We start from the raw sequence: 18,972 nt of genomic DNA, 5'->3' as shown, positions 1-18,972 counted from the left end.
GAGGTTTTCCACCCCCGCGTCGTGATACTGTTGGTTCACCGACGCGGGGTGGAGCAGCTCGGTAGCTCGCTGGGCTCATAACCCAGAGGTCGCAGGTTCAAATCCTGTCCCCGCTACTCAGGACAAGGGCCCGGATCCATAAGGATCCGGGCCCTTGTCGTGTGTCGGCGTGCCTGGGGGTGCCGAAGAGCGGTAGGGAAGGGGCGAGTTGGCGTGAGTCGTGTTTGACTTGTCTCTCTGTGGGCATGTCGACAAAACGCTGAGTGACCTCACTGGCTGCGGTATACCAGGTGTGCTCGGGTTGCGGGTGGTGCGACGATGGTATTTATGGGGGACAGGGCAACTCTGTTGGAGACAGGGCGGTTTGTGCAGCGGCACGCCAGAAACGCCGCAGACGAGATCATCGAGGCAGTCGGGGCCGTCGATGCGGCCGTCGACACCACCGCCGAGACCGACGCCGAGAACGAGACCGAGACCGAGGCTCGCCACCGGCGCGCCGCCGAGCGCGGCGACCTCGCCTCGATGAGCGCCCTCGGCGCGCTGCTGCTGCGCCGCGGTGACCTCGACGGCGCCGAACCGTACCTGCGCGGTGCCACCGCCGAGGGGGACCGGGCCGCCGCCAACAACCTGGGCGTCCTGCTCCACCAGCGCGGATACGCCGAGGAGGCGGCCGGCTGGTGGCGGGTCGCCGCCGTCGCCGGCTCCGCCCCCGCCGCCCACGCCCTCGGCCGCCACCACCGCGAGCGCGGCGACGAACCGGCCGCCGAGTACTGGCTGCGCCAGGCCGCCGAGCAGGGCCACGCCCTCGGCGCGTACGCCCTCGCCGACCTCCTGGAGCACCGCAGCGACGTCGGCGCCGAGCGCTGGCTGCGCGCCGCCGCCGAACAGGGCCACCGCGAGGCCGCCTACCGCCTCGCCCTCGCCCTGGAGCGCCGCGCCACCGAGACCACCCGCGGACCGCACGAGACCGGCACCCGGCTCCGAGTCCCCGGCACCGCCGCCATCGTGCCCTCCGGCGCGCCCGCGACCGGCACCCGGCCCGCCGTCCCCGGGCCGGCCGGCGAGGGCTCGGGAGAGGCCGCCGAGGCCGAGCAGTGGTTCCGGCAGGCCGCCGCGCGCGGCCACCGGCGGGCCGCGCTCCACCTGGGCGCGATCCTGGAGCACCGGGGCGAGCTCAAGGAGGCCGGCCGCTGGTACCTCAGCTCCGCCAAGGAGGGCGAGGCGAAGGCCGCCTGCGCCCTCGGCTTCCTGCTCCGCGACGCGGGCGACGAGGAGAGCGCCGCCGTGTGGTGGCTGCGGGCCGCCCAGGACGGCGACGGCAACGCCGCCAACGCCCTCGGAGCCCTCCACGCGGCCCGGGGCGAGCAGCAGACCGCCGAGCGCTGGTACCGGGCCGCCATGGACGCCGGCGACGTGAACGGCGCCTACAACCTCGGGCTGCTCTGCGCCGCCCAGGACCGCATCCCGCAGGCCGAGCAGTGGTACCGGCGCGCCGCCTACGCGGGCCACCGCGAGGCCGCCAACGCGCTCGCCGTCCTGCTCCTCCAGGCGGGCGACGCCAACGGCGCCGAGCCCTGGTTCTCCAAGGCCGCCGAGGCCGGCAGCGTGGACGCCGCCTTCAATCTGGGCATCCTCCACGCCGGCCGCGACGACGACCGCACGGCCCTGGTCTGGTACGAGCGGGCCGCCGCCGCCGGACACACCGAGGCCGCGCTCCAGGTCGGCATCGCCGCCCTGCGCGACGGCGACGAGCAGACCGCCGAGCGCCACCTGCGGTGCGCGGCGGGCGGCGGCAGCGCCGAGGCCGCCTTCCGGCTCGCCTCGGTGCTCGACGCGCGCCGCCCCGAGCCCGGCCCCGCCGTGCTCGGCGCGCCCCGCGAGGAGAAGTCCGAGTGCGAGGAGTGGTACGAGCGGGCCGCCCAGCAGGGCCACCGGCGTGCCCAGGTGCGGGTCGGGATGCTCGCCGCCGGGCGCGGCGACCTGGCCGAGGCGGACCGCTGGTACCGCGAGGCCGCCGAGGCGGGCAGCCGCAACGGCGCCTTCAACCTCGGGCTGCTCCTCGCCCGCGAGGGCAGCGAGCGGGAGGCCGCCCTGTGGTGGACCCGGGCGGCCCGGGCCGGCCACGGCCGCGCCGCGCTCCGTCTCGCGCTGCTCGCGGCGCGCCGGGGCGAGCTCACCGAGGGGCGTCGCTGGTGCGACCGCGCGGTGGAGCTGGGCCCGGCGGAGGTCGCCGAGCGGGCGGCGCGGCTGAGCGAGGCGCTGCACCAGGAGCTCACGGCGTAGCGGGGGCGGCGCGTTAACGGATTTGCGCTGGTGACGGGGGTCCCGTAGAGTCGTTTTTACCGACGCGGGGTGGAGCAGCTCGGTAGCTCGCTGGGCTCATAACCCAGAGGTCGCAGGTTCAAATCCTGTCCCCGCTACTCAGTAGCAAACGAAGGCCCGGATCCTCTTGGATCCGGGCCTTCGTCGTGTCCGGCCTTCGTCGTGTCCGGCCTTCGTCGTGTCCGGCCTTCGTCGTGTCCGGCCTTCGTCGTGTCCCGGCTTCGGTCGTGTCCGCGCTCCCGAAGGTGTGAGGGGACGTGAAAAAGCCCCCGCCGGAGCGGGGGCTCGTTCTCTCGTGCTGTCGGGCCGTCAGGCCGTCGTGGCGCAGCTGGGGCAGATGCCCCGGTAGGTGACCTCGACGTTCGAGATGGTGAAGCCGAAGCGCTCGGTGTCCGGAAGGTCCGCCAGCGGGTCGCCGGCCGGGTGCACGTCGCGGATCGCGCCGCAGCGGCCGCAGACCAGGTGCTGGTGGGGCCGGTGGGCGTTGGGGTCGTACCGCTTGGCGCGCCCGTCGGTCGCGACCTCGATGACCTCGCCGAGAGTGACCATCTCGCCCAGCGTGTTGTACACGGTCGCGCGCGAGATCTCGGGCAGCCTCGTCACGGCACGTGCGTGGACCTCGTCGGCGGTCAGATGCACATGGTCCCCGTCGAGGACCTCGGCCACGACACGCCGCTGCGCGGTCATCCGCCAGCCGCGTCCGCGCAGTCGTTCCAACAGGTCACTCATGAGGGCCAGCCTAACAGTCGAGGGAAGGGGGTCCCGAACCGGTGTGACTTTGGAAGTTCACTTGACTTAGACATTGTCCATTGTAGGATCGAAACCGGCACTGGCCAAGATCTCATGCAGGGATCCGGGCCACGGGACAGGACACGCAGGACATGACGCAGGAGGCGCACGTGACGCAGGGACCGCTCACCACGGAGGCCGGGGCTCCGGTCGCCGACAACCAGAACAGCGAGACCGCGGGCGTCGGCGGTCCGGTCCTCGTGCAGGACCAGCTCCTCCTGGAGAAGCTCGCCCACTTCAACCGCGAGCGCATCCCGGAGCGCGTCGTCCACGCGCGCGGTGCGGGCGCCTACGGCACCTTCACGGTGACCCGTGACGTCTCGCAGTGGACGCGCGCGAAGTTCCTCTCCGAGGTCGGCAAGGAGACCGAGACCTTCCTGCGCTTCTCCACCGTCGCGGGCAACCTCGGCGCGGCGGACGCGGTGCGCGACCCCCGCGGCTGGGCGCTGAAGTTCTACACCGAGGAGGGCAACTACGACCTCGTCGGCAACAACACCCCGGTGTTCTTCATCAAGGACGCCATCAAGTTCCCCGACTTCATCCACACCCAGAAGCGCGACCCGTACACGGGCTCGCAGGAGGCGGACAACGTCTGGGACTTCTGGGGCCTCTCCCCGGAGTCGACCCACCAGGTCACCTGGCTCTTCGGCGACCGCGGCATCCCCGCCTCGTACCGCCACATGAACGGCTACGGCTCGCACACGTTCCAGTGGAACAACGAGGCCGGCGAGGTCTTCTGGGTCAAGTACCACTTCAAGACCGACCAGGGCATCAAGAACCTCACCCAGGACGAGGCCAACCGCCTCGCCGGCGAGGACCCGGACTCGCACCAGCGCGACCTGCGCGAGGCCATCGAGCGCGGCGACTTCCCGAGCTGGACCGTGCAGGTCCAGATCATGCCCGCGGCCGACGCGGCGAACTACCGCTTCAACCCGTTCGACCTCACCAAGGTGTGGCCGCACGAGGACTACCCGCCGATCGAGATCGGCAAGCTGGAGCTCAACCGCAACCCGGAGAACATCTTCGCCGAGGTCGAGCAGTCGATCTTCAGCCCCGCGCACTTCGTGCCGGGCATCGGCCCCTCCCCGGACAAGATGCTCCAGGGCCGTCTCTTCGCGTACGGCGACGCCCACCGCTACCGCGTCGGCATCAACGCCGACCACCTGCCGGTGAACCGCCCGCACGCCACCGAGGCGCGCACCCACTCGCGTGACGGCTTCCTCTACGACGGCCGCCACAAGGGCGCGAAGAACTACGAGCCGAACAGCTTCGGCGGCCCGCACCAGACGGACAGGCCGCTCTGGGTCGGCTCCGCGGTGACCGGGGCGACCGGCGACCACGCCGCCTCCTCGCACGCCGAGGACAGCGACTTCGTGCAGGCGGGCACCCTCTACCGTCTGATGTCGGAGGGCGAGAAGGGCCGCCTCGTCGAGAACCTGGCCGGCTTCATCGCCAAGGTCTCGCGCGACGACATCGCCGAGCGGGCGATCGACAACTTCCGCCAGGCGGACGGTGACTTCGGCAAGCGGCTGGAGGCCGCGGTCCAGGCCCTGCGTGGCTGAGGGCGCTTGCCGTAGGTAGGGAGCGGGCCGGACTTCCGTACGGAAGTCCGGCCCGCTCTCGCGTACCCGGGCCGGGCGCGGCCTACCCGGCGACGCTGTGCACCGGGATCCAGCAGCGGATGATGTCGCGCACGGAGACGATGCCGACGGGGCCGCGGTCGTCGAGGACGACGAGGTGACGGAAGCCGCCGTGCGTCATGGCCTCGGCCGCCTCCGCCAGGGTCCAGGTGGGCGCGGCGAAGACGACGTCACGGGTGGTGTGGGAGCCGGCGGTCTCCCGGTCGGGGTCCTGGTCACGGGCGAGGGAGTTCAGGATGTCGCGCTCGGTGAGGATCCCGAGCCCGCCGGCGTCGGTGTCGAGGACGACGGCCGCGCCGACGCGGCGCGCCGACATCAGCCGGGCCGCCTGCCGGAGGGTGTGGGCGGGGCCGATGGTGAGGACCACCGTGCTCATGGCGTCACGGACGAGCATGGACGGAGCCACCTCCTTGGTGAATTCTTCAAAGAGAACGAATTCACAAGTTCACAAGTGGGGGGACTCTCAGAGTGGCACCGGGAGCAGGGGCCGACAAGGGGGCGCGCGAGGCGCCCCGGGGGAGCGCGCACGCCCCGCACGAGTGCCCCGCGAGCGGACGTTCATCGTTTGTCTACCGCCGCCTCCGAGGATCGGAACGCACACCGGACCACAGGAAGGCGACGGGGATGTCGACGATCGTGAAGAAGACGCTGCGCAGGACGGCCGGAGCCGCGGCGGCGGGGCTGCTCGCCCTGGCCGCGACGCTGACGGGCACGGGCACGGCCCAGGCCGCGTACGACCCCGGCACCCAGACGCTGTGGGGCGACGAGCCGCTGTACCCCGGCTGGCACGTCAGCACGAGCTACACGCGGCTCATCATGCAGGCCGACGGCAACCTCGTCCTCTACCGCACCTCCACGCCGGGCGACTGGTCCCGGGCCACGGCCCCCTGGGCCAGCCACACGGTCGGCTGCGGCACCAAGGCGGTCATGCAGAGCGACGGCCGGCTCGTGGTGCGCGGCGCCGACGGCCGCGAGTGCGCCTCGCTGGGCTGGAACAAGGGCGGGTACGCCTACGCCTGCCTCCAGGTCACCGGGGAGCAGGGGCTCCACATCTGGTACACGAACACCCGGTGCGGCACCTTCACCGGCGTGACCGCGCGGAGCCTCCCCGCGACGACCCAGGCCGAGCTCCTCTCCGACCTGTACTGACCCGCCCCGCCCCCTCGAACGTGGCCCCGGCCCGGACCCCCTCCGGCCGGGGCCACTCCGCGTCCACGGCCCCCGCCCGGAGGGGCGGACGACACGCGGCCGCCCTTCCGGGCGGGGGGCCGTCGCCTCAGAACCGGCCGCCGTCCGCGAGGCGCCCCACCAGGTCCGCCACCGACCACTGCGGCCGGGCCGCGAGCCGGGCCGCCGCCGACCGCAGCCGCCCCGGCAGGTGGCCGCACAGACCGGCCAGCTCCCGCGCGGCGTCCGACTCCCGCCGGATCCGGTCCGGGCCCGCGATCCGGGCGAGGAGTTCGTACGCGTCGTCCGGATCGAGCGGCCCGACCGGCAGCAGCACGGCCCCTTCCTCCCGGGCCGCCCCCGCCCCGGTCACCAGGGCGGCGCACCCCGCCGCGACCGGCAGCAGCGGTCCCGGCTCGGGCACCCCGTCGATCAGCACCAGGACCCGCCGCCCCGCGAGGACCGCCCGGTAGCGCGCCCCGAGCTCCTCCGCCCCCGCACCCCGCGGAGGCCGCTCGCCCAGCGCCCGCAGGAAACCGGCGAGCACCTCCCGTACGGCCCCGGGCGCGTCGCCCCGCGCATGGAGCTGGCCGTCCGGGAAGGCGTCCCGCACCCGGTGCGCCAGATGCACCGCGAGCGTGGACGTGCCCACCCCGTCCGGCCCCGAGAGGGCCACGACCACCGGGCCGCCGCCACCCGCACCGCCGGACCGCAGCAGCCGCTCGGCCTCCCGCACCTGCGCCCCGCGCCCCACCAGGTCCGGGATGTCCGGCGGCAGCTGGCAGGGGCGCGGGCCGCCGGCCGCCACGGCGAGCGCCGGATCGTCGCGCCGGATCCGCTCGTGGAGGCCCGTCAGTGCCGCACCCGGATCCAGCCCGAGCCGGACGTCGAGCCGCTCGCGCAGCGCCTCGAACAGCGCGAGCGCCTCCGCGCGCCGCCCGCAGCGGTGCAGGGCCAGCAGGCACAGCCGGTGCGCCTCCTCGTCCTCCGGGCGCTCCGCCACGAGCGAGCGCAGCGCCGCGAGGACCCCGGCGTGCCGGCCGAGCGCCAGCTCCGCCTCGTGCAGCGCCATGCCCGCCGCGTGCCGGGAGGCCGCCAGCCGTTCCCGGGCGCGCGCCGCGAGCGGCCCCGGCACCCCGTCGAGCGCGGTCCCGGTCCACCGCCCCAGGGCGCGTACGAGCAGCTCCCGCGCCTCCTCCGGCGCACGGCGCAGCAGCGCCGCGGCGCGGCCGGCCTCGTCCTCGTACCGGAAGACGTCCACCGCCTCGCGTACGACGGCCAGCCGGTAGCCGCCCGACCCGGCGACCAGGACGTCCGGCCGGCCGAGGAGCCGCCGCAGCCGGTGGGCGTGCGTGCCGATCTGCCCGACCGGGTCCTTGGGCCACTCCTCCTCGTCCTCGCCCCACAGCGCGGTGATCAGCCGCCGCGTGGGCACCAGCTCGCCGGGCGCGAGCAGGAGGGCGCACAGCAGCGCCCGTTGCTGCGGCCGGCCGAGCGCGAGTTCCCGTCCGTCGTGCCACGCGCGCGGCGGGCCGAGAACGGCGAAATCGAGTCCCATGACACCCCCCTGAGCCATGAGTCCTTCGCGGGTTGCGTGGCGCATCATAGGCGGCCGGGCCGCGCCGCCCGTCGGGGTTGCCGCCCCTCGGCGCGCCGCGCCGACCAGCGGAAACGAGAGGGAAAGACGGGGGCCATGGGGGAGACGAGGGAGACGGGCGAGCTGAGGTTCGCGCTGCTGGGGCCGCTGCGGGCCTGGTACGGGGAGGAGGAGATCGCCCTCGGCAGGCCGCAGCAGCGGGCCCTGCTCGCGGTGCTGCTCGACGCGCCGGGCCGGACGGTCGCCCACGGTGTGCTCGCCGAGGGGATCTGGGGCGACGGAGCCGCCCCGGCCGATCCCCGCAAGGCGCTCCAACTGCTCGTCCACCGACTGCGGTCCGCGTTCCGGCCGTACCTGGCCGAGTCGCCGATCGTCCGCGTCGGCGACGGCTACGCCCTGCGCGTCCCGGACGCGGGGACCGACATCGCCGAGTGGCGGCGGCTGCTCGCCGAGGCGGAGCACGGCATGTCGCCGCACGTGACACGGGAACTGCTGCGCGCCGCACACCGGTTGTGGGACGGCGAACCGCTCGCCGGGCTGCCCGGACCGCATGCCGAGGCGGTACGGGCCCGCCTCGCCGGGGAACGCCTCACGGCCGTGGAACGGCGGCTCGAACTCGACGCCGAGCTCGACGACCGCCCCGCGCTCACCGCCGAGGCCGCCGCGCTCTGCCTGGAACACCCGGGCCGCCCGCGCCTCGTCGCCGTCCTCATGCGCGCCCTCCACCGCGCGGGCCGCACGGCGGAGGCCCTCGCCGTCTACGAGGACGCCCGCGCGTCGCTCCCCCCGGAGCCCCGCACGGCCCCCGACGGCCCGGGCACCCGCCGTGGCCCCGGTGCCCCGGACGCCCCCGGCGACGCCCCCGCGCCCGACTCGCCCGCCGGGCTCCAGCTGCGGATCCTGCGCGGCGATCCGACCCTGCTCGGCGGACCGGCGGAAGGGCCCGCCGAGGCGGCCGCGCCCGTCCGGCCCGTACCGGAGCAACTCCCCGCCGACCTTGCCGACTTCACCGGGCGCGGGCCCGCCGTCGACGCCCTCGCGGACCGGCTCGCGGGCACCGGAGGCCGGGCCGTCGTGGTGTCCGCGCTCGACGGCATGGGCGGTGTCGGCAAGACCACCCTCGCCGTGCACGCGGCCCGGCGGGCGGCCGGCCGCTTCCCCGACGGGCAGCTCTTCGCCGACCTGCGCGGCGCCGACCCCACCCCGCGCGAACCGGCCGCCGTCCTCGCCGAGTTCCTGCGGGCCCTCGGGACGGCCGCCGAGGACGTGCCGCCGGGCACGGCCGAACGCTCCGCCTGCTACCGCTCCGTGCTCACCGGCCGCCGGGTCCTCGTGGTCCTGGACAACGCCGCGGGGCCCGAGCAGGTCGAGCCGCTCCTGCCCGGCTCCGCCGACTGCGCGGTCCTCGTCACCAGCCGCACCCGCCTGCCCGGCCTGGCCGGCGCCCACCACCTGCGGGTCGACCCGCTCCCCGCCGACGAGGCCGCCGAACTGTTCACCCGGATCGCGGGACCCGACCGGGTGGCGGCCGAACCCGGCCTCGCCGAGGAGATCGTCGCCGCCTGCGGCCGGCTGCCGCTCGCCGTGCGGATCGCCGCGTCCCGGCTCGCCGCCGACCCCGGCCTCACCCTCGCCGCGCTCTCCGAGGGCCTGCGGGACGAGCGGCGGCTTGCCGCGCTCGACGACGGGGAACGGGCCGTCGAAGCCACCTTCGCGCTCTCGTACCACCGGCTCACGCCCGAGGAGGCCCGCGCCTTCCGGCTGCTCGCCCTGCCCGACGCGCCCGACGTCGCGCTGCCCTGCGCCGCCGCCCTCCTCGACCGGTCCGAGGCGGCGGCCGACGAGCTCCTCGAAAAGCTCGTGGACCTCAACCTCCTGCACTCGCCGGGCTTCGGCCGGTACGGCTACCACGACCTGGTCCGCGCCTACGCCCGCGCCCGGCTGGCCGAGGAGGAGAGCGGCACGGAGCGGAGCGCGGCGGCGGCACGGCTGCTCGACTTCTGCCTGGCCACCGCCCGCCGCGCCGACACCGCCGCCCGCTCGGTGGACCCGGCCGAGCAGAGCCTGCTCGACACCCCGGTCACCGGGACCGGCCGCCCGCTCGCCACCGGCGCCGACGCCGTCCGCTGGATGCGCGACCAGGCACCCGTCCACGCCGCCGCCGTCGCCCTCGCCTGCGCGGACCCGGCCCTGCCGCTCGCCCAGGCGGCCGAACTCGTCGACAAGATGGGCTCCGTCCTCTTCGAACGGACCCAGACGACCGTCATCGCGACCCTCGCCGCGCGGATCACCGAGGCGGCCGGGGCCCGGGGCGACCTCGCGCCCGAGGCGCTGGCCCGGTACGTGCGCGGCAGCATGCTCTGGCACGTCAACCGCTACGAGGAGTCCCGGGAGGAGATCACCCGCGCGGTCGTGCTCTGCGAATCCCTCGCCCCCGACGCCGACGCGGGACCCGCCGCCCGGGTGTGGGCCAAGGCGCTCCTGACGCTCGCCGGGAACGCACGGGTGAACGGCCGGCACGAGGAGGCCGCCGGACACGCCGGGCGGGCCGCCGAGGTGTTCCGGGCGCTCGGGGCCGAGCGCGCCGAGGGCGGCGCCCTCGGGGAGTTCGCCTTCAACGCGGCGCACGGCGGGCGCCTGGACGAGGCCCGGCGGGCCGCCGAGCGCGGGGCACGGCTGATGAGCGGGACCGGGCCGGTGTCGGCCGCGACCGGGCGCTACTACCTGGCGCGGGTGCTGCGGCTGTGCGGCGACCCCGAGGGGGCGCTCGCGGCGGCGACCGGGGCGCGGGAGGAGTTCGCCCGGCTCCAGGTGGCCGTGTTCGAGGCGGCGGCGGGCGACCTCGCCGCCCGGATCCACGCGGAGTCGGGGCGGGCCACGCTCGCGGCGGAGGCGGCCGAGGCGGTGCTGCCGCTCGCCCGGAAGACCAGCGCGGCCCTGGAGGCGGCCCTGCTGCACACCCTCGGCTCGGCGCTCGCCTCCCTCGGGAGGCCCCGCCAGGCCCGCGCCTGCCTCGGGGACGCGGCCGAGGTGTACGCGCGGCTGGGCATCACCGCGGAGGAGGCGGCCGTACGGGCCCTGCTCGCCGCCCTGCCGAGCCCGTAGCGGTACGGCGCCGCCGCACCACCCGTACCGCCGCCCTCGCGCTACGCGCGTTGACCGGATGTCTACCGGCGTCGGTGACCGTACTTCCCGTCAGGTCACCGACACGACAGGAGACATCACGACATGACGACACAGCCGCAGAACGGGCAGGTCTGGACGCTCATCTCGGGCAACGGCCGGGCCGCCGACGTCAACGCGAGCCAGACCGGCAACGGCAACCGGATCCAGGCCTGGGGCCCCAACGGCACCGCCGCCCAGGGCTGGGTCTTCTGGGCCAAGGAGAACGGCACCTTCCTCCTGGAGACCCAGCTCACCCACAACGCCCACGCCCCCGGCCAGGCGATGGTGATGGACTACAACTTCTCGAACTACACCACCCACCTGTTCCAGGAGCACGGCCAGGCCAACCAGCGCTGGCACCTGGAGGACGCGGGCAACGACCGGGTCCTGCTGCGCAGCGCCCGCTCCGACGAGGGACCGGCGTACCTCACCGCCGACGCGCAGGGCGCGCCGCTCGGTGTCTGGCGACGCGACCCCGCCAACCAGGGCCAGCTCTGGCAGCTCGCCCCGGCGGGCACCACCGGCGGAGGCCAGGGCGGCGGCAGCCGGCCGCAGCCGCAGCCCCAGCCGCAGCCCGCGCCGGGCGGGGTCCACGGCGAGATGCTGGCCATGGTCAACGAGGAGCGCCGCCGCGCCGGCGTGCCGGACATGCGGCTCGACGACCGGCTGTCGTCCGCCGCCCAGCGCCACGCCGACGACATGGCCTCGAACGACCTCACCCAGCACAACGGCACCGACGGCTCCGACTTCAGCCGCCGCATCAGTGACGCCGGCTACCCGGGCAACACCGCCCGCGCGGAGAACGTCACCCCGTCCAACAGCGTCCCCGAGGCCATGCGGATGTGGATGAACAGCCCCGGCCACCGCACCAACATCCTCAACGGCGCCTACCGCAACCTCGGCGTCGGCTACGCGCCCCGCCGGCGCGGCAACTGGGGCCGGTTCGTGCAGACCTTCGGGAGCTGAGCCCGATGGGAACGGCATGGATCCCCGGGGCCGTACGCCTCGGTGACGGGGCGATCGGCGGACCGATGGACACCCCGGAGCTGCCGCCCCGGGTGGTCTGGCACACCACCGAGAGCGGCGCGGGGAACGCGGCCTTCGCCTCCGTCGGCGCCTACCTGATCCGGCAGGGCAGCGAACCCCACCTCCTGTACGACCCCACCACCGACCGGCTCGGCCAGTTCGGGCCGCTCGACCGCAGTGCCCGGGCGCTGCGCAACGACGGGGACACCCGGACCAACCGGACCGGCCGGGTCTGCGTGCAGATCGAGGTCCTGGCCCGCGCCGCGACCCCGTTCACCTCCTACTGGAAGCCGGGCCCGAACTTCCGCGCGCTCATGGCGGCGGCCCGCTCCTGGGGCGTGCCCGACGTCTGGGCGGGCCGGGAGCGGTCCCGTACGGACTGGCGGGGGAGGGGCGGCCACTTCGGCCACGTGAACGTCCCCGGCAACGACCACTGGGACCCGGGGAGGATCGACCCGGCCCGGCTCTTCGCCGCCGCGGGGGCGGCGAAGGCCGGCGGAACCGGAGGCGCGGCGGACCGCTCCCGCCTGCGGTCCGTGATCAGCCTGGCCCGGGTGCTCGCGGCGGCCCGTACCGACCCGGCCGCGGCGCAGGGCGCGGCGGCCCACCGCGCCGACGTGCTGCCCGTCGAGAAGGCGCTCGCCGCCGAAGGGCTGCTGCCCGCCGAGTGGGCCGACGGCTCCTTCGGCACCAGGACCGTCACCGCGTACGCCGCCTGGCAGCGCCGCTGCGGCTACACCGGCGCGGACGCCGACGGCATGCCCGGCCGCACCACCCTGGACCGCCTGGGCAGGGCCCACGGCTTCCAGGTCGGCGCGTGACACCCCCCTACCCCACCCACGAGAGGACGCTCATGAACACCTTCCGTACCCTCGCCGCCGGTCTCGGCGCCGCCCTGGCCGTCGCGGGGGCGGCCCTGGCGACCGCTCCGGCCGCGCAGGCCACCGCCTCCGACGACACCTGCATGCTGTTCCCGCCGGCCCTGCACTCCACCACGGAGGTCGCCACCTACCGCGGCGGAGCCCTCGACCTGCTGAACAACAGCGAGGTCAACGGGCAGCGCCTGGTCACCTGGACGCCCAACGGCTCGCCCGCCCAGACCTGGGCGGTGTGGAACTACTGCGACGGCACCAGCGTGATCAGCCACGGCGGCGACGGCAAGGTGCTCGACGTCGACCGCCGCACGAACGTCCCGCAGATCTGGGACGCGCCCCACGGCTGGCAGGGCCTCAACGACCAGTACGGCAGCGGCACCCACGACAACCAGAAGTGGCGGCTCATCGACGGCGGCAACGGCTGGCGGATGGCCAAGAACGTGGCCACCGGCCAGTGCCTGAAGTCGCCCGGCGTCGGCTACTACAACGCCATGGAGCCGTGCGACGCGAACGACGCCGGCCAGTGGTGGAAGCTCGGCTGACGCCGGAACAGCCCGCGGACGGGGCCGCTCAGCCCTCCTGGTTCAGGTAGCTGAGCAGCTCCCCGTGCAGCAGCCCGTTCGACGCCGCCGCGTTCCCGCTGTGCGGGCCGTGGCGGCCGTCGAGGCCGGTGTACGTGCCGCCGGCCTCCTGGACGACGATCGCGACCGCGGCCATGTCCCACAGCGACAGCTCCGGCTCGGCGCAGATGTCCACGGAGCCCTCCGCGACCATCATGTACGGCCAGAAGTCGCCGTACGCCCGGGTCCGCCAGCACGCGCGCGTGAGGTCGAGGAAGCCGTCGAGGCGGCCCCGCTCCTCCCAGCCGCTCAGCGAGGAGTACGCGAAGGAGGCGTCCGACAGGGACGCGACCTTCGAGACGCCGAGGCGGGTCGCCGAGGCCAGGCTGCGGCCGGTGTACGCGCCGAGGCCCTTCGCCGCCCACCAGCGCCGGCCGAGCGCCGGGGCGGACACCACGCCCACCACCGGCTGGAACCCGGTCTCGCCGGCCTCCATCAGCGCGATCAGGGTCGCCCAGACCGGCACCCCGCGCACGTAGTTCTTCGTGCCGTCGATCGGGTCGATCACCCAGCGGCGCGGGCCCGTGCCCTCCACGCCGTACTCCTCGCCGAGGATCGCGTCGCGCGGCCTGGCGCGCTGGAGCTGTCCGCGGATCAGCTCCTCCGCCGCCTTGTCGGCCTCGCTCACCGGAGTCATGTCCGGCTTCGTCTCGACCTGGAGGTCGAGCGCCTGGAATCGGTCCATGGTGGCCGCGTCGGCGGCATCCGCGAGGACGTGGGCGAGACGCAGATCATCGTGGTAGTCGGCCATGGTCGGCACTCTATCCCCGAGCCGGGAGCGCACGCGGAAGCGTCCACCGCGGCCCCTTGACAGGGTGTGGACGCCTGCCGACGCTGAGCGGAGAACCGTTCCCTCCCGGAGGTGAGGATGGCGAACGCCCGCGAGGCACTGCTCGACGCCGCGCTCGCCGCGCTCGCGCACCGCTCCTGGTCCACCGTGCGGATGGCCGACCTCGCCGCCGCAGCCCGGGTCTCCCGGCAGACCCTCTACAACGAGTTCGGCTCCAAGGACGGGCTGGCCCGTGCCCTCGTACGGAGGGAGGCCGACACCTATCTGCAGGGCGTGCGCCGCCTGCTCGCCGCCCCCGGACCGCCCGAACGGAACCTCGTGGCCGTCGCCGAGTGGATCGTCGCCCGCGCCGCCGTCCGCCCGATACTCCGTGCCCTGCTCACCGGCGCCTGGAACGAGCGGCTGCCCCAGCCCCGGCCGGTGCGCCCCGGCGCCCGGCTCGCCCCCGTCCCCGCCCAGCGGCGCGCCGACGCCGGTCCGCCCGCGCCCGGCGAGCTCGTCGCGGAGACCGCGGCCTGCGCGGGCGAGGGGTGGGCGGCCGGCTGCGAACTCGCCGTACGGATCGCCCTCAGTCACGTCGTCGCACCGGCCCTGCCGGTGGGCCCTCAGTGCGCCGAGCCGGAGAGCTGGAGCCCGATGACGCCCGCGATCACCAGACTGATCGAGACGATCTTGAGCGTGGAGACCACGTCGCCGAGGAAGACCATGCCGTAGATCGCCGTCCCGGCCGCGCCGATCCCCGTCCACACCGCGTACGCCGGACCCACGTCGAGCTTCCGCAGCGCCAGCGTGAGGAGTCCGAAGCTGCCCAGGGCGAAGGCAGCGAAGGCGACCGTCGGCCACAGCCGGGTGAAACCGTGCGAGAGCTTCAGGCAGACCGCGAAGCCCGTCTCCAGGATCCCCGCGATCACCACCAGCAGCCACGCCATCGTCAGTGCCTCCCACGCCGTCGGTGACTGCTTCGTCGCACTTGGTGCGATTATGCACTTACCGACAGCGAGCGGACGTAAACGCCGACGGCTCAGTCGCCCTCGCGTCGCTCCCGGGTCGCGAGCAGCCGCCGCAGCGAGAACAGCCGCGCCGGATCGGCGTGCCCCTCCGCCACGAACGCGTCGAGCGCGCAGTCCGGCTCGTCGTGGCTGCACGCGCGCGGGCAGTTCTCCGTGCCCGGTACGAGCTCGGGGAAGGCGAGGATCACCCGGGACGGATCGACGTGGTGCAGACCGAAGGAGCGCACGCCCGGGGTGTCGATGACCCAGCCGCCCTCCTTGTCGTTCAGCGGCAGGGCGAGCGCCGAGGTCGTGGTGTGCCGGCCGCGGCCCGTGACCGCGTTGACCACACCCGTGGTACGCCGACGGTCCGCCGGGACCAGGGCGTTCACCAGGGTCGTCTTGCCGACGCCGGAGTGGCCGACGAACGCGGTGGTGCGGCCCTTGAGGTGCTCGTGCACCCGCTCGGCGGCGACCCCGTCGACGAACTCCTCGCGGGTGGTCACCACATGGGGCACGCCCAGCGCGCCGTACATCTCCAGGAGCGTGTCCGGCGGCGCGAGGTCCGACTTGGTCAGGACGAGCAGCGGGGAGAGCCCGCCGTCGTACGCCGCCACCAGACAGCGGTCGATCAGCCGGGGGCGCGGCTCGGGGTCGGCGAGCGCGGTGACGATCGCGAGCTGGTCGGCGTTGGCGACGACCACCCGCTCGTACGGGTCGTCGTCGTCGGCCGTGCGCCGCAGCACCGAGCTGCGCTCGCCGATCCGCACGATCCGGGCCAGCGTGTCCTTCTCGCCGGAGAGGTCGCCGACGAGGGAGACCCGGTCGCCGACGACGGCGGCCTTGCGGCCCAGCTCGCGTGCCTTCATCGCCGTCACGGTCCGGTCGTCGACCAGACAGGTCAGCCGGCCCCGGTCGACGGTGAGGACCATGCCCTCGACGGCGTCCTCGTGCTTCGGGCGGATGCTGGTGCGGGGACGGGTGCCCTTGCGGTTGGGCCGCTGGCGGATGTCGTCCTCGTCGGTGTTCTTGCCGTAGCGCCGCATGGTTCAGACCCCGAGCATTTCGGTCCACATCGTCGGGAAGTCCGGCAAGGTCTTCGCCGTCGTCGCCACGTCCTCGATCTCCACGCCCTCGACCGCGAGGCCGATGATCGCGCCCGCCGTCGCCATGCGGTGGTCGTGGTACGTGTGGAAGACGCCGCCGTGCAGCGGGCGCGGGCGGATGTGGAGACCGTCCTCGGTCTCGGTCACGTCGCCGCCGAGCTCGTTGATCTCCTTGGTGAGCGCCGCGAGCCGGTCCGTCTCGTGCAGCCGCAGGTGCGCGACCCCGCGCAGGGTGGAGGGGGAGTCGGCGAGGGCCGCGACCGCCGCGATGCCGGGGGTCAGCTCGCCGACCTCGCCCAGGTCGACGTCGATGCCGTGGATGCGGCCCGTGCCGGTGAAGGTCAGGCCCGCGTCGGTGAGCTCGCAGGAGCCACCCATCTCGGTGAAGATCCGGCGCAGCTCGTCGCCCGGCTGGGTGGTCCGCGCCGGCCAGTCGGGGATCGTCACCCGGCCGCCGGTCACCAGGGCCGCCGCCAGGAACGGCTGCGCGTTCGACAGGTCGGGCTCGACGACGAGGTCCCGGCCGCGCAGCGCGGAGGGCGTCACCCGCCACACGTTCGGCTCGCCGCCGTGCTCCGGCTCGTCGACCCGGGCACCGACCGCGCGCAGCATGTCGACCGTCATCCGGATGTGGGGGAGCGAGGGGAGCCGGCTGCCCACGTGCCGTACCTCGACGCCCTGGTTGAAGCGGGGCGCGGAGAGCAGCAGGGCGCTGACGAACTGGGAGGACGAGGAGGCGTCGATCTCGACCGTGCCGCCGTCGAGACCGCCGGCGCCGTGCACGGTGAGGGGGAGCGCGCCCCGGCCGTCGTCGTCGATGCGGGCGCCGAGCGCGCGCAGCGCGTCGATGACGCCGTGCAGGGGGCGCTCGTGGGAGCGGGGGTCGCCGTCGAAGCGCACCGGGCCGTCGGCGAGGGCCGCGACCGGGGGCAGGAAGCGCATGACCGTGCCCGCGTTGCCGACGTCGACCGCGGCGGGTCCGCGCAGCGGGGAGGGGATGATCCGCCAGGCCTCGCCGGAGCCGTCGGGGCCCACGCCCTCCTCGATCTTCACGCCGAGGGTACGGAGCGCCTCGGCCATCAGGAGGGTGTCGCGGGAGCGCAGGGGGCGGCGCAGCCAGCCGGGCTCGGCGGCGAGCGCGGCGAGGACGAGGGCGCGGTTGGTGACCGACTTCGATCCGGGCACGGTGACGGTCGCGTCGACGGCGCCGCGCGCGTACGGGGCGGGCCAGAGGTCGGTGGGCGGGTCGGTGTGCACGGAAGCTGCTGCGGTCATGGACTCACTGTACGGGGGAGTCAGAAGCCCAGGAGCCAGCGCCCGCCGCCGATCAGGGCGGATATCGCGACCGTGTGGAAGAAGAGGAGCCACACCCCGGCGGGCACGTGGGTGAGCCGCGAGAGCTGGTCCGCGTCCGAGTCGGGCGCGCCGCCGTGGCGCCGTTTCGCCTGGAGCTCGAAGCCGGGCCGGACGCCGCCGAGCAGCAGGAACCAGACCACCGCGTAGGCGAAGACGGACTGGACCTCGGGGCCGGTCTGCCAGGAGACGAGGAGGAAGGCGGCGCCCGTGAGGACGACGGTGAGGATCCCGTACGCGTTGCGGACCATCACCAGCATCGCGAGCAGGAGTCCGGTCGCGATCCACAGCAGCAGGGTGACGTGGCCGGTGCCGAGCAGCGCGGCGCCGCCGAGCCCGAGCAGCGGCGCCGCCGGATAGCCGGCGGCGAGGGTGAGGACCACGCCGACGCCGGTCGGGCGGCCCCGGGACACGGTCAGGCCGCTGGTGTCGGAGTGGAGCCGGATCGCCTCCAGGCGGCGGCCGGTGGCGAGGGCGACGAGCCCGTGCCCGCCCTCGTGGGCGATGGTGACCGCGTTCCGGGCCAGGAGCCAGAGCCGCCGGAACACGACCAGGCTCAGCGCGCAGCCGGCCGTGAACCAGACGATCCACTCGGCCGGGGCGGGCTGCGGGCTCAGGAGGTCGATCGCGAAGTCCATCTTCCGGGCCGCTCCTCGGGAGGTCGGGGATCGTGGCAGTGTGGCACGTATGTGCGGACGGTATGCATCGAGTCGGCGTCCCGAGGACCTCGTGGGTCTCTTCGGGGTCGAGAAGTGGGAGCCGGAGGAGACCCTGGCCCCCGACTGGAACGTGGCCCCCACCAAAGAGGTCTGGGCCGTTCTGGAGCGTCCTCTGAAAGACGCCGGATCGCCGCGCCCGGTTCGCCAGCTGCGCGCGCTGAAATGGGGGCTCGTGCCGTCCTGGGCGAAGTCGCCGGAGGGCGCCGCCCGGATGATCAACGCGCGCGCGGAGACCGTCGACGAGAAGCCCTCCTTCAAGCGGGCCTTCCAGTCGCGCCGGTGCATCCTGCCCGCCGACGGCTACTACGAGTGGGTGACGGGGGCCGCCGAGCGCGACCTGGAGGTCGAGGGGAAGAGGAAGCGGACGCGGAAGCAGCCGTACTTCGTGACCCCGGCGGACGGCTCCGTCTTCGCGATGGCCGGGCTCTACGAGTTCTGGCGGGACCGCACCCTGCCCGACGGCCACCCCTCCGCGTGGTGGGTGACCTGCTCGGTGGTCACCACCGAGGCCGAGACCGGACCGCTGGGCGTCGCCCCGGCCGAGGGCCCCGGCTCGCTCGCCGACATCCACCCCCGGATGCCGCTCATGCTGACGGAGGACCGCTGGGACGCCTGGCTCGACCCGGCGCGCACCGCCCCCGAGGAGCTGCGCGGGCTGCTCGCCCCGCCGCCGGGGGGCCTGATGCGGGCCTACCCGGTCGCCACCGCCGTCAGCAACGTCCGCAACAACGGTCCCGAGCTCCTGGAGGAGCTGGCGGGACCGGAGGTCGGCACGCTCTTCTGACCTCCGGGACCCGCGGGGCGGCAGGATGGG

At 74.7% G+C, this 18,972-nt stretch carries 17 protein-coding genes and 2 tRNA genes; 11 read left to right on the top strand and 8 right to left on the bottom strand.

The features are described from left to right. Window positions 1-42: 42 nt before the first annotated feature. The 3 genes from IE237_RS01730 (at window position 43) to IE237_RS01720 (ending at window position 2,420) form a co-directional block, all read left to right on the top strand. Window positions 43-116, top strand: a tRNA-Met gene (locus IE237_RS01730). Between the two features lie 202 nt (window positions 117-318). Further along, window positions 319-2,283, top strand: a complete 1,965-nt coding sequence (locus tag IE237_RS01725) for a tetratricopeptide repeat protein (RefSeq protein ID WP_189799984.1) — start codon at window positions 319-321, stop codon at window positions 2,281-2,283. 63 nt (window positions 2,284-2,346) lie between these two features. Continuing rightward, a tRNA-Met gene (locus tag IE237_RS01720) sits at window positions 2,347-2,420 on the top strand. Between the two features lie 211 nt (window positions 2,421-2,631). Here IE237_RS01720 and IE237_RS01715 read toward each other — a convergent pair. Beyond that, complete coding sequence (locus tag IE237_RS01715; RefSeq protein ID WP_055641420.1) at window positions 2,632-3,051, bottom strand: Fur family transcriptional regulator; 420 nt, start codon at window positions 3,049-3,051, stop codon at window positions 2,632-2,634. Window positions 3,052-3,203: 152 nt separating this feature from the next. Between IE237_RS01715 and IE237_RS01710 the strand changes: the two genes are divergently transcribed. Further along, complete coding sequence (locus tag IE237_RS01710; protein ID WP_189799983.1) at window positions 3,204-4,673, top strand: catalase; 1,470 nt, start codon at window positions 3,204-3,206, stop codon at window positions 4,671-4,673. 82 nt (window positions 4,674-4,755) lie between these two features. Here IE237_RS01710 and IE237_RS01705 read toward each other — a convergent pair whose 3' ends face one another. Further along, on the bottom strand, window positions 4,756-5,145 hold the full coding sequence (locus tag IE237_RS01705; RefSeq protein ID WP_189799982.1) for a CBS domain-containing protein: 390 nt from the start codon (window positions 5,143-5,145) through the stop codon (window positions 4,756-4,758). Between the two features lie 230 nt (window positions 5,146-5,375). Between IE237_RS01705 and IE237_RS01700 the strand changes: the two genes are divergently transcribed. Then, window positions 5,376-5,900 (top strand): hypothetical protein, encoded by a 525-nt coding sequence (locus tag IE237_RS01700; RefSeq protein WP_189799981.1) that lies wholly within the window; start codon window positions 5,376-5,378, stop codon window positions 5,898-5,900. A gap of 127 nt (window positions 5,901-6,027) precedes the next feature. On the opposite strand, the gene IE237_RS01695 is transcribed toward IE237_RS01700, so the two are convergent. Then, the gene (locus tag IE237_RS01695; RefSeq protein ID WP_189799980.1) at window positions 6,028-7,476 is read right to left on the bottom strand and encodes an AfsR/SARP family transcriptional regulator; all 1,449 of its coding nucleotides are present in this window, start codon (window positions 7,474-7,476) and stop codon (window positions 6,028-6,030) included. Between the two features lie 135 nt (window positions 7,477-7,611). Between IE237_RS01695 and IE237_RS01690 the strand changes: the two genes are divergently transcribed. The 4 genes from IE237_RS01690 (at window position 7,612) to IE237_RS01675 (ending at window position 13,123) form a co-directional block, all read left to right on the top strand. After that, entirely contained in the window at window positions 7,612-10,620 is a 3,009-nt protein-coding gene (locus tag IE237_RS01690; protein WP_189799979.1) for an AfsR/SARP family transcriptional regulator, read from the top strand. Between the two features lie 123 nt (window positions 10,621-10,743). Next, window positions 10,744-11,646, top strand: a complete 903-nt coding sequence (locus IE237_RS01685) for a CAP domain-containing protein (RefSeq protein ID WP_189799978.1) — start codon at window positions 10,744-10,746, stop codon at window positions 11,644-11,646. 5 nt (window positions 11,647-11,651) lie between these two features. Beyond that, window positions 11,652-12,527, top strand: a complete 876-nt coding sequence (locus IE237_RS01680) for a peptidoglycan-binding protein (RefSeq protein WP_189799977.1) — start codon at window positions 11,652-11,654, stop codon at window positions 12,525-12,527. 32 nt (window positions 12,528-12,559) lie between these two features. After that, a complete protein-coding gene (locus tag IE237_RS01675; RefSeq protein ID WP_189799976.1) occupies window positions 12,560-13,123 on the top strand; it encodes an RICIN domain-containing protein in 564 nt (187 codons plus the stop codon). Between the two features lie 28 nt (window positions 13,124-13,151). Here the strand turns inward: IE237_RS01675 and hisN are convergent, their stop codons facing one another. Beyond that, the gene (hisN, locus tag IE237_RS01670) at window positions 13,152-13,952 is read right to left on the bottom strand and encodes a histidinol-phosphatase (RefSeq protein ID WP_189799975.1); all 801 of its coding nucleotides are present in this window, start codon (window positions 13,950-13,952) and stop codon (window positions 13,152-13,154) included. 117 nt (window positions 13,953-14,069) lie between these two features. Between hisN and IE237_RS01665 the strand changes: the two genes are divergently transcribed. Further along, window positions 14,070-14,705, top strand: coding sequence for a TetR/AcrR family transcriptional regulator (locus tag IE237_RS01665; RefSeq protein WP_189799974.1), 636 nt, complete (start codon window positions 14,070-14,072; stop codon window positions 14,703-14,705). On the opposite strand, the gene IE237_RS01660 is transcribed toward IE237_RS01665, so the two are convergent. The 4 genes from IE237_RS01660 to IE237_RS01645 all read right to left on the bottom strand — a co-directional run bounded on the left by IE237_RS01660 (window position 14,597) and on the right by IE237_RS01645 (window position 18,077). Further along, the gene (locus IE237_RS01660; protein ID WP_189799973.1) at window positions 14,597-14,920 is read right to left on the bottom strand and encodes a DMT family transporter; all 324 of its coding nucleotides are present in this window, start codon (window positions 14,918-14,920) and stop codon (window positions 14,597-14,599) included. The two genes, IE237_RS01665 and IE237_RS01660, sit on opposite strands and share 109 nt — an antisense overlap. Before the next feature lie 92 nt (window positions 14,921-15,012). Further along, on the bottom strand, window positions 15,013-16,026 hold the full coding sequence (rsgA, locus tag IE237_RS01655) for a ribosome small subunit-dependent GTPase A (protein WP_189799972.1): 1,014 nt from the start codon (window positions 16,024-16,026) through the stop codon (window positions 15,013-15,015). Between the two features lie 3 nt (window positions 16,027-16,029). Next, window positions 16,030-17,361 carry a 3-phosphoshikimate 1-carboxyvinyltransferase gene (aroA, locus tag IE237_RS01650; RefSeq protein ID WP_189799971.1) on the bottom strand — a complete coding sequence of 444 codons (1,332 nt, stop codon included), beginning with the start codon at window positions 17,359-17,361 and terminating at the stop codon, window positions 16,030-16,032. Between the two features lie 20 nt (window positions 17,362-17,381). After that, on the bottom strand, window positions 17,382-18,077 hold the full coding sequence (locus tag IE237_RS01645; RefSeq protein ID WP_189799970.1) for a M50 family metallopeptidase: 696 nt from the start codon (window positions 18,075-18,077) through the stop codon (window positions 17,382-17,384). A gap of 49 nt (window positions 18,078-18,126) precedes the next feature. Between IE237_RS01645 and IE237_RS01640 the strand changes: the two genes are divergently transcribed. Further along, a complete protein-coding gene (locus tag IE237_RS01640; protein WP_189799969.1) occupies window positions 18,127-18,942 on the top strand; it encodes an SOS response-associated peptidase in 816 nt (271 codons plus the stop codon). The last annotated feature ends 30 nt before the right edge of the window (window positions 18,943-18,972 follow it).

This window comes from Streptomyces tanashiensis, assembly GCF_014648895.1.
In the GTDB taxonomy this organism is placed as follows: domain Bacteria; phylum Actinomycetota; class Actinomycetes; order Streptomycetales; family Streptomycetaceae; genus Streptomyces; species Streptomyces tanashiensis.
This window is presented reverse-complemented; position numbering and strand designations above follow the sequence as displayed.

Excerpts from the sequence above, each read along its gene's own strand:
- IE237_RS01725 (WP_189799984.1), top strand. The coding sequence starts at position 319 with ATGGTATTTATGGGGGACAGGGCAACTCTGTTGGAGACAGGGCGGTTT.
- IE237_RS01715 (WP_055641420.1), bottom strand. The coding sequence starts at position 3,051 with ATGAGTGACCTGTTGGAACGACTGCGCGGACGCGGCTGGCGGATGACC.
- IE237_RS01710 (WP_189799983.1), top strand. The coding sequence starts at position 3,204 with ATGACGCAGGAGGCGCACGTGACGCAGGGACCGCTCACCACGGAGGCC.
- IE237_RS01705 (WP_189799982.1), bottom strand. The coding sequence starts at position 5,145 with ATGCTCGTCCGTGACGCCATGAGCACGGTGGTCCTCACCATCGGCCCC.
- IE237_RS01700 (WP_189799981.1), top strand. The coding sequence starts at position 5,376 with ATGTCGACGATCGTGAAGAAGACGCTGCGCAGGACGGCCGGAGCCGCG.
- IE237_RS01695 (WP_189799980.1), bottom strand. The coding sequence starts at position 7,476 with ATGGGACTCGATTTCGCCGTTCTCGGCCCGCCGCGCGCGTGGCACGAC.
- IE237_RS01690 (WP_189799979.1), top strand. The coding sequence starts at position 7,612 with ATGGGGGAGACGAGGGAGACGGGCGAGCTGAGGTTCGCGCTGCTGGGG.
- IE237_RS01685 (WP_189799978.1), top strand. The coding sequence starts at position 10,744 with ATGACGACACAGCCGCAGAACGGGCAGGTCTGGACGCTCATCTCGGGC.
- IE237_RS01680 (WP_189799977.1), top strand. The coding sequence starts at position 11,652 with ATGGGAACGGCATGGATCCCCGGGGCCGTACGCCTCGGTGACGGGGCG.
- IE237_RS01675 (WP_189799976.1), top strand. The coding sequence starts at position 12,560 with ATGAACACCTTCCGTACCCTCGCCGCCGGTCTCGGCGCCGCCCTGGCC.
- hisN (WP_189799975.1), bottom strand. The coding sequence starts at position 13,952 with ATGGCCGACTACCACGATGATCTGCGTCTCGCCCACGTCCTCGCGGAT.
- IE237_RS01665 (WP_189799974.1), top strand. The coding sequence starts at position 14,070 with ATGGCGAACGCCCGCGAGGCACTGCTCGACGCCGCGCTCGCCGCGCTC.
- IE237_RS01660 (WP_189799973.1), bottom strand. The coding sequence starts at position 14,920 with ATGGCGTGGCTGCTGGTGGTGATCGCGGGGATCCTGGAGACGGGCTTC.
- rsgA (WP_189799972.1), bottom strand. The coding sequence starts at position 16,026 with ATGCGGCGCTACGGCAAGAACACCGACGAGGACGACATCCGCCAGCGG.
- aroA (WP_189799971.1), bottom strand. The coding sequence starts at position 17,361 with ATGACCGCAGCAGCTTCCGTGCACACCGACCCGCCCACCGACCTCTGG.
- IE237_RS01645 (WP_189799970.1), bottom strand. The coding sequence starts at position 18,077 with ATGGACTTCGCGATCGACCTCCTGAGCCCGCAGCCCGCCCCGGCCGAG.
- IE237_RS01640 (WP_189799969.1), top strand. The coding sequence starts at position 18,127 with ATGTGCGGACGGTATGCATCGAGTCGGCGTCCCGAGGACCTCGTGGGT.